Origin of the sequence: Pseudoalteromonas porphyrae (assembly GCF_001298125.1) — a bacterium.
GTDB lineage: Bacteria > Pseudomonadota > Gammaproteobacteria > Enterobacterales > Alteromonadaceae > Pseudoalteromonas > Pseudoalteromonas neustonica.
On the sequence record NZ_LHPH01000032.1, the window covers coordinates 1 to 16,076 of the forward strand.

12 protein-coding genes and 4 tRNA genes are annotated in these 16,076 nt (G+C 41.3%); 6 read left to right on the plus strand and 10 right to left on the minus strand.

From position 1 onward, the window contains the following. The 8 genes from tuf to murB form a co-directional block, all read right to left on the minus strand. A partial coding sequence (tuf, locus tag ADS77_RS19875) for an elongation factor Tu (protein WP_054206873.1) occupies positions 1-914 on the minus strand: 914 nt, incomplete at its 3' end. Between the two features lie 135 nt (positions 915-1,049). After that, positions 1,050-1,125, minus strand: a tRNA-Thr gene (locus ADS77_RS19880). 12 nt (positions 1,126-1,137) lie between these two features. Then, positions 1,138-1,212: transfer RNA gene (locus ADS77_RS19885), tRNA-Gly, on the minus strand. A gap of 45 nt (positions 1,213-1,257) precedes the next feature. Continuing rightward, positions 1,258-1,342: transfer RNA gene (locus ADS77_RS19890), tRNA-Tyr, on the minus strand. A 37-nt stretch (positions 1,343-1,379) separates the two neighbouring features. Next, positions 1,380-1,455 (minus strand) — tRNA-Thr (locus ADS77_RS19895). A 119-nt stretch (positions 1,456-1,574) separates the two neighbouring features. Continuing rightward, the gene (locus tag ADS77_RS19900) at positions 1,575-2,270 is read right to left on the minus strand and encodes a type III pantothenate kinase (RefSeq protein ID WP_054455960.1); all 696 of its coding nucleotides are present in this window, start codon (positions 2,268-2,270) and stop codon (positions 1,575-1,577) included. Next, positions 2,267-3,259, minus strand: coding sequence for a bifunctional biotin--[acetyl-CoA-carboxylase] ligase/biotin operon repressor BirA (birA, locus tag ADS77_RS19905; protein ID WP_054206796.1), 993 nt, complete (start codon positions 3,257-3,259; stop codon positions 2,267-2,269). The genes ADS77_RS19900 and birA overlap by 4 nt, the downstream gene beginning before the upstream one ends. Next, positions 3,256-4,266 carry a UDP-N-acetylmuramate dehydrogenase gene (murB, locus tag ADS77_RS19910; protein ID WP_054206823.1) on the minus strand — a complete coding sequence of 337 codons (1,011 nt, stop codon included), beginning with the start codon at positions 4,264-4,266 and terminating at the stop codon, positions 3,256-3,258. The genes birA and murB overlap by 4 nt, the downstream gene beginning before the upstream one ends. Positions 4,267-4,410: 144 nt before the next feature. Between murB and ADS77_RS19915 the strand changes: the two genes are divergently transcribed. Further along, a complete protein-coding gene (locus ADS77_RS19915; RefSeq protein ID WP_054455962.1) occupies positions 4,411-6,255 on the plus strand; it encodes a M1 family metallopeptidase in 1,845 nt (614 codons plus the stop codon). 59 nt (positions 6,256-6,314) lie between these two features. On the opposite strand, the gene ADS77_RS19920 is transcribed toward ADS77_RS19915, so the two are convergent. After that, positions 6,315-6,920: a DUF2057 domain-containing protein gene (locus ADS77_RS19920; protein ID WP_054206798.1), complete on the minus strand. Its 606-nt coding sequence runs from the start codon at positions 6,918-6,920 to the stop codon at positions 6,315-6,317. Positions 6,921-7,011: 91 nt separating this feature from the next. Between ADS77_RS19920 and ADS77_RS19925 the strand changes: the two genes are divergently transcribed. The 4 genes from ADS77_RS19925 to ADS77_RS19940 all read left to right on the plus strand — a co-directional run bounded on the left by ADS77_RS19925 (position 7,012) and on the right by ADS77_RS19940 (position 10,933). Next, positions 7,012-7,383, plus strand: a complete 372-nt coding sequence (locus ADS77_RS19925) for a histidine triad nucleotide-binding protein (protein WP_054206799.1) — start codon at positions 7,012-7,014, stop codon at positions 7,381-7,383. A gap of 228 nt (positions 7,384-7,611) precedes the next feature. Further along, the gene (locus ADS77_RS19930) at positions 7,612-8,268 is read left to right on the plus strand and encodes a helix-turn-helix transcriptional regulator (RefSeq protein ID WP_054206800.1); all 657 of its coding nucleotides are present in this window, start codon (positions 7,612-7,614) and stop codon (positions 8,266-8,268) included. Between the two features lie 135 nt (positions 8,269-8,403). Beyond that, positions 8,404-10,560, plus strand: coding sequence for an ATP-binding protein (locus ADS77_RS19935; RefSeq protein ID WP_054206801.1), 2,157 nt, complete (start codon positions 8,404-8,406; stop codon positions 10,558-10,560). A gap of 109 nt (positions 10,561-10,669) precedes the next feature. After that, positions 10,670-10,933: a hypothetical protein gene (locus tag ADS77_RS19940; RefSeq protein ID WP_054206802.1), complete on the plus strand. Its 264-nt coding sequence runs from the start codon at positions 10,670-10,672 to the stop codon at positions 10,931-10,933. A gap of 14 nt (positions 10,934-10,947) precedes the next feature. On the opposite strand, the gene ADS77_RS19945 is transcribed toward ADS77_RS19940, so the two are convergent. Then, on the minus strand, positions 10,948-12,366 hold the full coding sequence (locus ADS77_RS19945) for a mannose-1-phosphate guanylyltransferase/mannose-6-phosphate isomerase (RefSeq protein WP_054455965.1): 1,419 nt from the start codon (positions 12,364-12,366) through the stop codon (positions 10,948-10,950). 210 nt (positions 12,367-12,576) lie between these two features. On the opposite strand from ADS77_RS19945, the gene ADS77_RS19950 reads away from it, so the two are divergent. Next, positions 12,577-15,852, plus strand: a complete 3,276-nt coding sequence (locus tag ADS77_RS19950; protein WP_054455966.1) for a methyl-accepting chemotaxis protein — start codon at positions 12,577-12,579, stop codon at positions 15,850-15,852. Positions 15,853-16,076 lie beyond the last annotated feature (224 nt).

Here is a 16,076-nt window from a genome sequence, read left to right on the forward strand (position 1 = left end):
AATGTTGTATGTGGGTTGATTGAACCAGGCTTAGCTAGTACTTGACCACGTTCAACGTCTTCACGCTTAGTACCACGTAGAAGTGCGCCGATGTTTTCGCCAGCACGACCTTCGTCAAGAAGCTTACGGAACATTTCAACACCAGTACAAGTAGAACGAGTTGTATCATTGATACCAACAATTTCTACTTCGTCATTGATGCGGATGATACCAGCTTCAACACGACCAGTTACAACAGTACCACGACCTTGGATTGAGAAAACGTCTTCGATAGGCATGATGAATGGCTTATCGATGTCACGCTCTGGCTCTGGGATGTAAGTATCAAGTGCTTCTGCAAGCTCAACGATCTTGTCTTCCCACTCTTTCTCGCCTTCTAACGCTTTAAGCGCAGAACCCGCGATTAGTGGTAAGTCATCACCAGGGAAATCGTATTCAGAAAGAAGTTCACGAACTTCCATTTCTACTAGCTCAAGTAGCTCTTCATCATCAACCATGTCACATTTGTTCATGAACACGATGATGTAAGGAACACCAACTTGGCGAGAAAGTAGGATGTGCTCACGAGTTTGTGGCATAGGACCGTCAGTAGCCGCAACTACTAAGATAGCGCCGTCCATTTGAGCAGCACCTGTGATCATGTTTTTAACATAATCGGCGTGACCAGGACAATCTACGTGTGCGTAGTGGCGTGAAGGAGTATCGTATTCAACGTGAGATGTTGAAATTGTGATACCGCGCTCACGCTCTTCTGGAGCGTTATCGATTGATGCGAAGTCTTTAGCTACACCACCGTATACTTTTGCAAGTACGTTAGTGATTGCTGCAGTTAGGGTAGTTTTACCGTGGTCAACGTGGCCGATTGTACCAACGTTTACGTGCGGTTTTACGCGTTCAAACTTTTCTTTTGCCATGACGGAACCTATCAGTTTTGTGTATCTAGATTACATATGAAAATAATCCACCAGTAGGTAGATTAAGTTAAATTTTTCAAATTTCAAATAGTTTTTTCTGACAGATAAAGGAAGTATTCAAGAAGATTCTTAGACTGGTGCTGATAGGCAGAGTCGAACTGCCGACCTCACCCTTACCAAGGGTGCGCTCTACCAACTGAGCTATATCAGCAACACCAGAAACTGGAGCGGGCAGCGGGAATCGAACCCGCATCATCAGCTTGGAAGGCTGAGGTAATAGCCATTATACGATGCCCGCGTTAGGAACCTGTTCTTAAACTACCTCTAACCGTCAAGAATAAAGTGGTGGAGGGAGCTGGATTCGAACCAGCGAAGGCTGAGCCGTCAGATTTACAGTCTGATCCCTTTGGCCGCTCGGGAACCCCTCCACGATAATTCTTGACTAAACACGACTCATAAGAGAAGTGGTGCCGACTAACCGAGTCGAACGGTTGACCTACTGATTACAAGTCAGTTGCTCTACCAGCTGAGCTAAGTCGGCACTGCTTTAGTACGGGGCGAGATATTAGAGTAAGGTGCGAGTTGATGCAACAGTAAAATTAAAAAAAATATGAATTTATGTGTTAAATGCTCACAAATCAGGCAAAAACCATGTTTTCTCTATTTATTATTCAATAAATACCACTGGTTCAGGCCTTTCATGACTAATTGCGAGTCAAAAACAGCGCCCGAAAACTGCGCTTGTAATAACTTGGCATAACCACCAGCAAAAATTAATTGTGGTTTTTTACCACTTAAGTGCAATTTAGCTTGTTCAACTGCACCAATAGTGGCCACTAATGCGCCATTTTTTAAACCGTTTGGTGTGTTTACGCCTAATTGATTACTAAATTCGGTATGTTGATCATCGAATACCCGCTGAGTATTTTGTGTTAATGAGCGAGTCATTAAATCAAGGCCAGGTAAAATCCAACCACCTAGGTGCTGTCCTTGTGCTGTAAGTACGTCAATTGTTGTGGCTGTGCCGGTGTCTACCACTATGCAATTTTGCTGTGGCCATAATGTAAATACGGCAATAAGTGCAAGCCAGCGGTCGATCCCTAAATTATCATAGTGTTGATACGCGCATTGCAAACCGCCGAGCTCTTTACTTACTTTAGCTTCAAAACATGGCACGTTATGCAAATTAGCTTGCGCAAGTAAGGCGTGCAGCTGGTCACTTTTCCCAACACAGGCATAAATAAGCTCGTTAATTTGCGGCCAAGGCAGCGTATTTACATCACACGGTTTAATTTCGCCTTGCTGGTATAACGTCGCTTTAAGTGCTGTATTACCTACATCAATCAGTAATCTCATAGCTGCGCCTTGCGTAACGAAATTTCACCACCGTAATAACTTTTAACCTCGCCATCTTGGCGAATACGAATACCACCGTTAGCATCAATGCCTTCACAAATACCACGCCAGCTACGATGCCCGGTATTTAGTTCCACACACTGCCCAGCAAAGGCGTTGAGTAAATTCCATTGTTGGTACATGTCATGCAGCCCCGTTTGGCTGTACTGTGCTAAACGCAGCTCAAGGTGATAGGTTAAATGCGCCACCAGCTGATTTTTATCTATTTGCTCACAGTGTTGATTCAAATCTGTCCACGCTTGGTCGATTTGCTGACTAAAACTCTCAGGCATTTGCAAGTTAATACCAATGCCGATTACTAGCTGACACGGCCCTTGTGGTTGACCATCGAGCTCAACTAAAACACCTGCTAGCTTTTCTTTATTAAGGTAAATATCATTGGGCCACTTGAGCTCAATATCTAACTGGTACAGTGCTTTTAATGTATCGTAAACAGCCAAACCAACAGCGATAGACATGCCCATTGCGGCTTGTAGGCCGTCATCTAACCGCCAGAAATAACTGTAGTACAGGTTTGCACCAAATGGTGACTGCCATACTCGCCCACGACGCCCGCGCCCTGCCTGCTGCATTTCAGCCACAATTACAGTGCCGGAGTCTAGTGTTTGTTTTGCTGCAATACGACGCATCAGTTCACTGTTGGTTGAATCGATAATAGGATGTACTTCAACTTGCGCGCCACGAGATCCAAGTGCTTGGTAACACTGCGCTATTTTATTTTGATCAAGTAAGCCAACCGTATTATTCAAACTGTAGCCCTTACCGCTGACTTTAAAAATATCTAACCCCATCTCTTGTAAGCTTTGAATGTGCTTACTGACTGCAGCCCGGCTAATACCCAGTTGTTCACCTAATAATTGCCCCGAAATAAAGCCTCCTTGGTTGAGGGCATTCAAAATTGCGAGCTTATTACCATCTGGCGCCTTCATGCTGGCTCCTCTAAATTTATAAGGTACTCAGCATCGCCATTTATCAACCGTACTTCGTGTTGTAATTTTATTTGATAACGCTGCCAAACTTGCTGTTGGATGTATTTAACCATAGTCACAAGGTCGCTCCCTCGACTATTACCATGATTAACAAGTACCAGTGCTTGTTGTTGATGTACCTCAATACCCGCTATGCGGTGACCTTTTAAGCCAGCCTGCTCTATTAACCAACCAGCGGCCACTTTATGATGTTCGCCATCGTAATAATAATGGGGCAACTGCGGGTACACTAGGAGCAACTCATTGAGTAGCGCGTTTGCTATGATTGGGTTTTTAAAGAAGCTCCCTGCATTAGCAAGCACGTAAGGGTCGGGTAATTTGCTGTTGCGTGTTTTAATAACTTGTTCAAAAACCGCTTGCGGTGTGACTTGTTCAAGCTGCTGCAAAGGACCATAGCTTAACTCTGGTTGCCACAACTGAGGCAAAGCGAATGCCACTTTAGTAATTACCGCTTTATTTTTTAATCCGTGCTTAAAAATAGAGTCACGGTAACCAAACTCACACTGCTCGGCAGATAAGCGAATAAACTGCTTACTGGCAATATCAAAATACTCAACATATTCAACAAACTTTGCCAGCTCAACACCATACGCACCAATGTTTTGCACGGGAGCAGCCCCGACAGTACCGGGGATCAGCGCGAGATTTTCAAGCCCAGGCATACCTTGCTTGAGTGTATAAGCAACCAATTGATGCCAGTTTTCACCTGCAGCAATCTCAAGCAAGTAATCATGCACACGCTGCGTTACTGTGATACCTGTGGTAGCCATTTTAATAACCACACCTTGGTAGTCATTTAAAAAAACCGTATTACTGCCCTCTCCCAATATACAAAAAGGCAGGCTAAACGATTGCTGCTGCAATTGTCTGTTGTCGGTGATTACACTTATTTGTGGGCACTGACTCGGTAAAGAAAACGTATGAAAAGGTTGCAGGGACTGAGCCACAAAAGCCTCAAAGGTTACCAATAACTAATCATACTAGTGTAACTCATCATCGTTTATGCAAGCCACCTGATTGTAAAAATTGTTCAACCCTGATGGTCAATCATGATATAAAACCTGCACTTATTATTTCCGTTCAAGGCCAATATGAAACTCACACCTATTTTTTTAAGCCTTGCCATGGCGGGCGCTTGCTCACACGCCACGGCGAATGCTGTTGACGAACACACTTACGCAAACCTTAATGATGTTATTACCACTCACCTACACCTCGACTTAGATGTCGACTTTGCTGATAAGCAATTAGAAGGGTTTGTTGAGCACACATTACAATGGCAAGATAACAGCAGCAAAACGCTCGTACTTGATACGCGCGACTTAGATATTGATAAAATAATGTATCAAGATCAAAACGGCGGCTGGCATAAAGCCTCTTACACGCTCGCTAAGCGCGATGATGTTAAGGGCTCAAAACTGACCATTACATTTAAAAGCCAAGCGCAAAAAGCTCGTATTTATTACAATAGTCGCCCTGAGGCATCTGGTTTACAATGGTTAACACCTGAGCAAACGGCCAGCAAAACGCATCCATTTATGTACAGCCAATCACAGGCAATTCATGCCCGCAGCTGGATCCCAGTACAAGATACACCAGCAATGCGTGTTACTTACTCTGCGCGTATTCATACGCCAAAAGATGTGCGTGCAGTAATGAGTGCCGACAATAAAGATGCGCTTTATAAAGACGGTGACTACATTTTTGATATGCCTCAAGCCATCTCACCTTACTTAATTGCAATTGGTGCTGGTAATTTAGAATTTAAAGCTATGTCTAAGCAAACCGGTATTTTTGCTGAGCCAACTATTTTGGATGCATCGGTTGCTGAGTTTAACGATACCCAAGCAATGATCGACAAAACCAATGCAATGTACGGTGAATATGCATGGGGTCGTTATGACTTATTAATGCTACCGCCAAGTTTTCCATTCGGTGGCATGGAAAATCCACGTCTATCATTCATCACGCCAACGGTTGTTGCTGGTGATAAAAGCTTAGTTAACCTGATAGCACATGAACTCGCTCATTCTTGGTCTGGTAACTTAGTGACGAATGCCACGTGGGAAGATTTATGGTTAAACGAAGGCTTTACCTCATACGTTGAAAATCGTATTATGGAAGAAGTTTTTGGTCGCGACCGCGCCGTAATGGAACAAGCACTCGACGCAGCAGGCCTTCGCGCGCAACTTAAAACGATTGATGCACCAGATACCCGTCTTAACTTAAAACTTAATGGCCGTGATCCAGATGATGCATTTAGCTCAGTACCATACACTAAAGGCCAGCTGTTCTTAATTTACCTTGAAAATAAATATGGTCGCGATAAGTTTGACCCATTCGTTAAGACCTACTTTAACGAATTCTCATTTAAGTCACTCACAACAGCTGAGTTTGTAACTTATATCAAAGCAAACTTAATTGAAAAGTATCCTGGTGTTGTCAGCATGGATAAAGTAAACGAATGGATTTTTGAGCCAGGTTTACCCGCAGACGCGCCAAACCCAACATCAGATGCCTTTGATAAAGTAGATAACGCAACACAAACGTGGTTAACAGGCAGCACAACCGCAGCGCAACTACCGACAAACAATTGGACTGTGCATGAGTGGTTACACTTTTTAAATAATCTACCACGCGATTTAAGCATTGAAAAAATGACCGAGTTAGATGCAGAATTTAATCTTACGCAGTCAACCAACGCAGAGCGTGCTTTTGCATGGTATATGCTTGCAGTAGGAAATGGTTATCAAGCAATCTATCCGGCGCTTGATAATCATTTATCAGGCATTGGTCGTCGTAAACTAATTGTACCGCTGTACAAAGCACTTGTTACACATGGTAAACGTGAGTGGGCAAACAAGGTGTACTTAAATGCACGCCCAGGTTACCACCCTCTTGCACAAGGTACTATTGACGCATTATTTGTTAAGTAAGCATCAAAAGAAAGGGCGATAAATCGCCCTTTTTTGTTTTTAAATAGGCTTTTTGGTTCTTACTTTGTGATTTTTTTGATGAATGCTTGTCGTTCTTGCTCACTGGCTTGCTGCCACCAAAAATCAAGCATCGCTGCTGCATTGGGTACGCCCTCATTTATTGGCGCAGTACGAGAGACTGGTGCATTATTTGTGGTAGTAACAGTTCTATGGCCCGTTGGTGGCGCCTTTTTCTGACCCTTAGTACCAGTAATATCCTCAGCGGCAATGAGATCTAATGGGATCCCCAGTGATGCCCCCTTAGCTTGCAAACTAACTTGTGGAGCCTCGGCGAATACTTTGGCTGCAACTGCATTTTCAGCACGATTAAATACGACATCATAATCAGTGCCTGATGCGATGGTCACGTTTACCCAAAATGGTTCAGAGTCAATCACTTCATGCTCATCGTAACTTAACTCATAAAGGTCTGAATATTTAAGCTTGAATTGATACTGTCCTGGGGCTAAATCTAATTCATCTATACGATTAAAAAATGACTGTTCAATTTTTTTATCCCCGACCTGCAAAGGAATAATTTCCTCCGGAAAATAAACTGTCTCAGCAAAACTAGCTGCACTGAGTAATAACGATACGACACCACCTAATACTATTAATTTACGCATATGAACTCCTTGTTGTTTGATTTGAGTTTGACACTGCAAACAAAGTTTGTCATTAGTGCACTTTACTCCACGTTAATAAAGGATCTCAACCGTGAGCCAAGAAACTATATTTACAAAAATTATTAATCGCGAAATTCCCGCAGACATTGTTTACGAAGACGATCTCGCTCTAGCATTTAAAGACATTAATCCTCAAGCGCCTTTTCATGTACTAATTATCCCAAAAAAAGCGATTGCAACAATTAATGACATTACTGAGCAAGATGCTCCTTTAGTCGGCCATCTATACGTGGTTGCAGCAAAACTAGCTAAACAACAAGGTTTTAGCGAAGATGGATTCAGAGTAGTAATGAACTGTAATCAACATGGTGGGCAAACTGTTTATCATATTCATTTACATATGCTCGCCGGAAAAAGTATGGGATGGCCACCATACCAAGATAAGAAGAAAGAATTGGTATAGTAATTTTTACTCTAAACTTTTATAAACACGCATAACTTTAATCAAATGTTATAAATGTGTTTATATTCAAATAGATAATCGAAAAAAGCATGGCTAATTTTTAACAACTAATACCTTGAAGCTAGTAAAATTGTATTTTTCCTGCCTATTAATAGGAAATTTCTAATACGAAAGGCGCGGATTGCGTGTTAGGATTAATTAGTCAACTTTATTCAAGAGTAAGTAAGTATGAGTAGTTCAGCCTTTTTGTTACTAGATCTAGAGCCAATCAATACAATTGGTATTAATGTATTAGAGCCTTTATTAAAAACCCAAGGGCTCAATGTTACTACAGGAACTAATATTTTAGACATTCCTGAGGGTACCCGCTTATTATTTATTGAAACATCAAGCCAAGATGCGTGGGGGAAATTAAAAGAACAATTAGTAAACCTACGTATAAAATGCGATATCGTGTTATTCAATTTAGATGAGAACCCTGAGTTAGCTAACCGCGCGCTATTGAGCGGCATCCGTGGCGTGTTTTACACCACGGATAATGCAGATGTATTAATGAAGGGAATTCGTTTACTACTTGAAGACCAGCTTTGGTATCGCCGCGATATAATGTGTAACGCCTTAAACCGCATGCTGCAGTTCAATAAAGACGCTTTACATAAACTAACAGATGGTGATATTGAGCCTGTAAAATTAACCAAGCGTGAAAAAGCCATCATCTCATTAATGAGCAATGGCTCTAAAAATAAAGAAATTGCTGAGTCACTCAGTATCAGCCCACATACGGTAAAAACGCATTTATACAGTGCATTTAGAAAAACCAAATGCCGTAACCGTATAGAGCTTCTTTCATGGGCTCAACAAAATATTCCTGACGAAATTCGCTAATACAGCAATATCATACTCGAATTAAAAACAGGTGCTGCGGCACCTGTTTTTGTGTTTATTAAACAACGTGCTATTTGCTAACATCGGCAATTGCCATTATTCTGAAGCCGTCTCTGTGATTTGCTTGGAATAGCCATGCTCGATTCCCTAACACTCTATTTTGCCAGCGCTGCCATGATGGCAGTTATGACACTGCTTAATTTTTTAACGTGGCGTGCTAATAAGCACACTCCTGGCACCGTACTTTATATATTTTACCCATTGGTATTATTTACCGCACTAATGAGTTTTGCACTACATGGCAATATCGACAGTGTCCTTACCGCGACTTTGGCTAATAGTTTATTATTTAGTGCGTCAATTATACATGGTTTAGCCATTAGCCAATTTTTAGGTTATAAGGGCAAAATCTTCCGTTTATTTGTTGCTGCAACGATTGTGTGCAGCGCAATATTGGTCTACTCAAGTGTTGTTGATCCCAGTTTGCGTATTCGTATTTTAGCCTCCGACTTACAACACATCAGCGAAGCCATTTTTTTACTTTATCTATTTTTTCGTTTTGCCCGCAAACCATACCCAAATGGCAGCATTGTCTATATTTTAATTCTCACCATTGTTTGCTGTATTTTCGCAGGCCGTGCCTTTTTAATGGAAGATATGAACAGCTTTAACCCATTAAAAGAGAACTGGTTTAGTATTACACTACTTGTAAATGGCGTTATTGCACCGATGTTTTATGCCACTGGCATGGCATTACTTTGTAATGAACGCCGCGAGCAAAACCTGAATCAACTAACTTTAAAAGCACAAAAAGATTTAGAAATTCGCGGGCTATTTTTATCCACTATTAGTCATGAAATTCGTACCCCACTCAATGGTATTTTAGGCAGTGCGCAGTTGATCATGAACCAATCCAGCGACCCTCGAGATAAGCCCTACTGCGAAGCTATTATTAACTCGGCCGAATCGCTCAATTTACTGGTTGATAAAGTGCTCGACTACGCCAGCCTAGATCAACACGATGAAGCCCTGTATGAAGAAGATGTAGAGTTTAAAACGTGGTTACATAATTTATGTTTGCTGTTAAGCCCTCTAGCAGAACAAAAGCGCTTACACTTTGAGTTGATTTATGACCTTCCTGAACAAGCGTGCTATTACTGCGATCAGCAAAAACTGCGACAAATCATCATAAATTTAGTCGGTAATGCCATTAAATTTACTGATCATGGTACCGTTAAAATTCGCGCAGAATTGCTCGAAGAACGTCAGCTTGAACATCACATTCGCATTAGCGTCATTGACTCTGGACCGGGTATCGAAGATGACGAAATTGAATATCTAACAGAGCCCTATGTGCAAAGCAGTGCCGGCAAGGAAAAGGGCGGAACAGGCCTTGGTCTTGCAATAACCAGTCGCTTACTCGATAAGTTAAGCTCCCAATTAGATATTATCAGTGAGCTTGAAAAAGGCAGTTCATTTAGCTTTGATATTAACTTAGCGCTAGGGGAGCTCAGTTTAGTGGAACAGCGTCACCAATGTAAAGACTACCTCACAGGCCTAGACGTGCTATTAGTTGAAGACTTAGACCTCAACCAAAAAATAGCCATTGAGTTTATGGCTGACGATGAGCATAAAATAAAACTCGCGCGTGATGGTAAAAGTGCCATTGATTTAATGCAAAAGCATCATTTTGATGTTGTATTGCTCGATATGAACTTGCCAGATCTCACAGGACAAGAAGTACTAAAAACACTCAAAAGAATTGAGCATAAAAACCAACGAACCCCCGTACTCGCATTTACTGCAAGCTTAAGCCCTGACGAAATAAAAGAATACTTTTCTTTAGGTATAAAAGATATTGTCGGCAAACCAATAAAACAACAAAAATTACGCCAAGCGCTGAGTGATTCGCAAACTAGCCAAGCCCCCAGCATTGCCGTAGAACTCAGTGATGTTCTGTATGACGAAACGGCCGCAAAAACACTCCAAGGTTCATTCACCGACGATGAAGTATCATCTATCTATAATGAGTTTGTTTTATCCGCACGCAACAAGTTAATCCGCGCCCAGCAATTGCTCGATGAAGATAAAGAACAATGTATCAAAGTATTGCATCGCCAAGCCAGCACCGCATTGCAATTGGGTTTTAACCGCTATGGTATGGAGCTGAAAAAAATAGAACGGCGACTACTCGATAGTAAACCTCTAAAAGAATCCCTCACCGAAGCATTGGTGCTATGGCAAAACAGCTTAGAGCAGTATTTAAAGTATGTTCGAAGTCAGTTGGATTAGAGTAGTTAGCAGTATAACGTGTTGTAGTACGCCAATGACAAATTGATTGCTCAATTTATATTAACTTGATGTAATAGGTACTACATTGGATAATTAAAGAGTAGAACTCATGCTAATTTTTAAAGTTTTGATTTTAGTTGCTTTATTAAGGTTACTAATCACCACTGAACGACCTAATTTGTGTGCAGGAATTTACACTGGCCTCGTATTGTTAGTTAATCTTATGTCTGGCTTAGGGTTCATAACAGCTATTGTTGCAACAGCTATCTCAGGTGCATTAGCATTACTTTATTTTTGGCTGCTCAACCATTTCAGAGATACCGCAATTTTCTGGGTAATACTTGTTGTTGGCCTTGTTATCGGTTTAATTTAGTAAAATCATCTCTGTTAATATCGACCGTATACATCTTCGAACCGTTCGATGTCATTCTCATCAAGTATCGCACCGGTTTGAACTTCTATCAGTGTTAGCGGCTCACTTTGAGTATTCGCTAAGCTATGGATTTGACCGGCTGCTATATAACAGGATTGATCGGCTGTTAAAACACACGATTTGCCATCAATGCCTACATCAGCAATGCCAGATACCACCACCCAATGTTCAGCGCGGTGCTGATGGCGTTGGGTTGAAAGCTTGGCGCCAGGGGTTACGATGATTTTTTTTACTTTAAATCCAGTTCCTGCTACCAATACCCGATAACTGCCCCACGGTCGATATACTGCCTGATGGTGAATCAGTTTATCACCATGCTTAACCGCTAGTAGCTTTAATAATTCAGGCAACAGCCCTAACTGATTTCTATCGGCAACTAATGTGGCATCGTGCGTATGAATAATCGCAAGATCACTCACTCCCAGCGCAGCAATAGTATGACCATCTTCACTACTAAGTAAGTTGTTACTGCTATTTGAAACTACATCATCTGTACTTGCATTATTACCTTGCTCATCTTTATCAGCACTTTGCCACAACGCATTAAAGCCACCAACATCATTCCAATCAAGAGCTAACGGCAGTACCGCCACATTAGCACTGCGCTCTAAAATGGCATAATCGATAGAATCACTTGGGCAGTTTTTTAAAGCATCGCTATCTGCGCGGGTAAAACCTAAATCACCTGTAAAGTTAGCGGCTTGCACAATACAGCTCGCTATTTTTGGCGCAAAGCGCTCTAGCTCAGCAAGATATGCACTTGGCGTAAACAGAAACATCCCGCTGTTCCAACTGTACTGCGCGCAAGCAAGGTATTGCTGCGCTAATAAAGAGCTGGGTTTTTCTTTAAATTCATCAACCTCATAGCAATTTGTACCCGCTATTTTTGCGCCTTGTTTGATATAACCATAGCCACAATGTGCTGAATCTGGTTTTATTGAAAAGGTAATTAATTTACCTTGTTCGGCAAGTTTCAGTGCATCAGGTAACTGCTCAACGAGTAATTCAAAGTTACTAATATGATGATCGGCCGGCATCACCAATAATGGTGTATTGATCCCATGCTGTAAGGCAAATTGTGCGGCAAGTGCAATAGCTGGAGCTGTATTTCTCCCCTCAGGCTCGAGCAAGATAGCCTTAGGTTGCACCTGTAACTGTTCGCACTGGCTGCTTGCAATAAAGCGGTGCTGTTCATTACACACTAATATTGGAGGATTAAAACCGTTGTTTGCTACGCGTATTAATGTGCTTTGTAAGAGTGATTCATCGCCCAATAAAGGTAAAAACTGTTTCGGCATCGCGCTACGTGATAATGGCCACAATCGTGATCCAATTCCACCAGCCAATACAACGGGGGTGATTGAGTATGTCATAGCAAACTAACTATTTTGATAATAAAAAACCGAGTTTAACAGACAATCCAGTTTTGAATCATCGAATACCCTGTCGCGTTTTAATAAATGATCCTATAAGTCTGTAAATAAGCTTATTTTCGTTGCCTAACTCGCTTTTCAAATATGCTGTTCTACACTCTATACTATTATTTTATCAAGCGTATTTATTGCTTATATAAGGATGTTTATATGACGAATGCTATTGAGTTAGTAAGCGGTTTCATCCATCGGCTTGGGTTAACTAAAAAACTTATTGCCGGCTTTTTATTGGTTGCCTTAATTCCATTGGCGGTGGTAATAAGTATCGCTCTGTATAGTTCTTCTAACGCATTAAATAAACAAACCTACGCACAACTTGAAGCCGTTAGTGAAATAAAAAAAAGCGCTATTGAACGCCACTTTAAAGACATAAAAGCACAGCTCTTATTTTTATCACAAAGCCCATTGCTTCATCGCGCCGCACATGAATTTAGTGAAGCATTTAAACATCCTCTTCAGGCAAATAATCTTAATAAAATTGAAGAAAAAAAGCTTGTTAACTATTACCAAAATCAATTTTCAACTAAGTACAGCGCTGAAAACGAAGGGATGGCAGCGCCAACACAACTTTTTACTCAACTCTCTCCTGCTGCACGATTTTGGCAATATCAGTACTTAGCTGACAACCCTCACCCCCTTGGAGAGAAAGCAAAGCTGCAACACGCTACAACCCCAAATGAATACAGCCTTACGCATGCTAAATACCATGGTTTTTTATATAATTTTGCTCAAAAATTTGATTTTTATGATGTATTTATCGTTGATAACAATTCTGCTGAAGTCGTTTACTCGGTATACAAGGAAGTCGATTTTGCCACATCCTTACAACATGGGCCTTTTGCTAATAGCAACCTTGCCTTGGTCTTTAAAAAAGCGAAAACAATTGCGCAAGATGAAATAGCCTTTGTTGATTACCAGCAGTACTCCCCGTCTTATGATGCACCAGCAAGTTTTATAGCGACCCCAATTTATGAGCAAGGCGTACATACTAGTACATTAATTTTCCAGCTATCTATTGATGCTTTAAATACCATAATGACTGAACGCGCGGGCTTAGGCGAAAGCGGTGAAACTTACTTAGTCGGGCCTGATTTTTTAATGCGATCAGATTCTTATCTCGATGCAGCTAAGCACTCTGTCGTTAACTCATTTCGCCGCCCCGTTCAGGGGGCAGTCAAAACAGAGGCTACAAAACTTGCTTTAGCTGGAGCAAATGGCCAACAAGTCATAACTGATTATAATGGCTCCTTAGTGCTGTCATCTTATCAGCCTATTAATGTTCTAGGTGTCCAATGGGCATTGCTTGCTGAAATGGATAAGCAAGAAGCATTTGCTGCTGTAGCCCAATTAACAATTTTACTCCTCAGTATTTTGGTACTGTCAGTAATTGCGATTACCGTGGTTGCAGTTTTATTTTCTCGCTCCCTGACACGACCCGTACAGCTATTGGTCGATACAATGCACCACGTAGAGCGCCAAGGTGACTTTTCTGTTCGCGCGCCTGTACTCTCCCAAGATGAAATAGGTATCTCAGCTCAAGCTTTTAATTCTCTTTTAGATGCCTTGCAAGGCGCAATTTCACAGACCAACTCTGTAATGAACAAGATGGCGGTCGGTGAATTCCAACACCGTATAGATGTTCCTTGTAAAGGTGAACTTAACTCTTTAAAGCAAGCGACTAATGAATGTGCTGATTCTTTAGAAAGCGCAATGACTGAGCTAAATCAGGTTATTGATGAAATGAGCAAAGGTAATTTTAATACCGTAATTAGCACCCCTATGCAGGGAGAGCTGGCCACGTTAAAACACAATATAAATGGCTCTATGCAATCTATAAATGGAACTATAAATGAAATAGTCGATGTAATGAGTCATATAGAGCAAGGTAACTTTAAACAACAAGTCACTGTCATGGCGAAAGGCTCATTGGCGCAACTAAAGGACAGCGTAAATAATTCAGTACATAGCTTATTTGGTGCTGTTACAAGTATCAGCAAAGTAATGAGCGCATTACATGAAGGGGATTTCTCTCAGCGTATTGAGCAACCTTTGCAGGGGCAACTTGCGCTGCTTAAAGATGATATTAATGCAAGCGTAGATAATCTCGCTCTAATCATTAAAGATATTAGTGATGTGATGGCCGCCGTTAATCAAGGTAACTTTAAGCTACACGTGAATTGTAATGCTAATGGCCAATTATCATCGTTAAAGCAACATATAAATAATTCGATTCTAAATTTAGACGAAGCAGTTAGCGATATTTCTAACGTAATGACTGCCATTAGCCAAGGTTGTTTTGATAAAATAATTGACTCTCAAATGAATGGTCAACTTGATTCCCTCAAGCATGACGTGAACAATTCAGTAAGTAATCTAAGCACTGTAATAGCTGAGCTTGCAAAAGTAATGGCAGCAATGCGACGTGGTGACTTTAGTCAACAACTAACAAGCCAAATGCAAGGACAGTTAGCGCATTTACAAAAAGATGTTAATAGCTCATTAGCGATCACCGCACAAGCAATCGGCGAGGTCACTCATGTTCTAAGCGCCATTTCACAGGGGAATTTAGCTCAACCAGTACAGGGCGACTATCAAGGTGTATTTGCAACACTCAAAGAAGATGTAAACCATACTATAGGTAAGTTAACGAGCGTTATTACCGGTATTCAAAGCTGTGCAAACCAAGTATCACAAAGCGCCTCTGAAATAGCCGCTAGTAATATTGAAATAAGCCAACGCACCGAGGAGCAAGCATCCAACCTTGAAGAAGCCAGTGCAAGCAGCAGCAATATGCTCGATGAAATCGCTCACGTTGCAAAGCAATCAAGTGAAGCGGTAAGCTTAGCTGATAATGCTCACACAATAGCCACTGAAGGTGGTGAGCTCTCGAAACAAACAGTAAATGCTATTGTAGAAGTAAACAACTCAAGTAAAGATATTAATGAAATTGTCTCTGTAATCGATGAAATTGCTTTTCAAACCAATTTGCTTGCACTAAATGCAGCCGTTGAAGCAGCACGTGCTGGTGAGCATGGCCGAGGATTTGCCGTGGTCGCAAACGAAGTGAGAAACCTAGCAGGTCGAAGTGCATCCTCAGCCAAGCAAATTAAAAGTATTATTAGCAATAGCAACCAAAAAATTAGCCAAGGCACCATGCTAGCTAACTCATCCGGCGACAAATTAGGGCAGATAGTAAGCGCAGTTGCAGCGGTAAATCATATGATTACATGTATTAATAATTCATCAATTACTCAGCAGCAAGCAATTAAAGAGGTTGACATTGTTGTTCAACGCCTCACCGTTTTAATTCAAGAAAGCTCAGCAATTACTGAAGAAACCATGGCCGCAGCAAAACAAATGGCGGAACAAGCTAATACCATGCGTGATCTTCTACTTTATTTCTCATTAAAGAAAACCCCTTTGTAATAAGCGAGTTAAAGTAAACATGAGCTTTTTATACAATAGCCTAATTAACTAACAGAGCGGTTAAAGTACTTGCTACACTGACACTTAATCGGCACTATATACCCAAACCACCTCTAGATGCAGACTTCAGCGTTTCACAGGTGTTTAATATTAAGACGTTACTTTGCAACAATGGCAATCCATTTTAAGAAGTAACAACGATGAGAGTAAGTGCCTATGAAGCA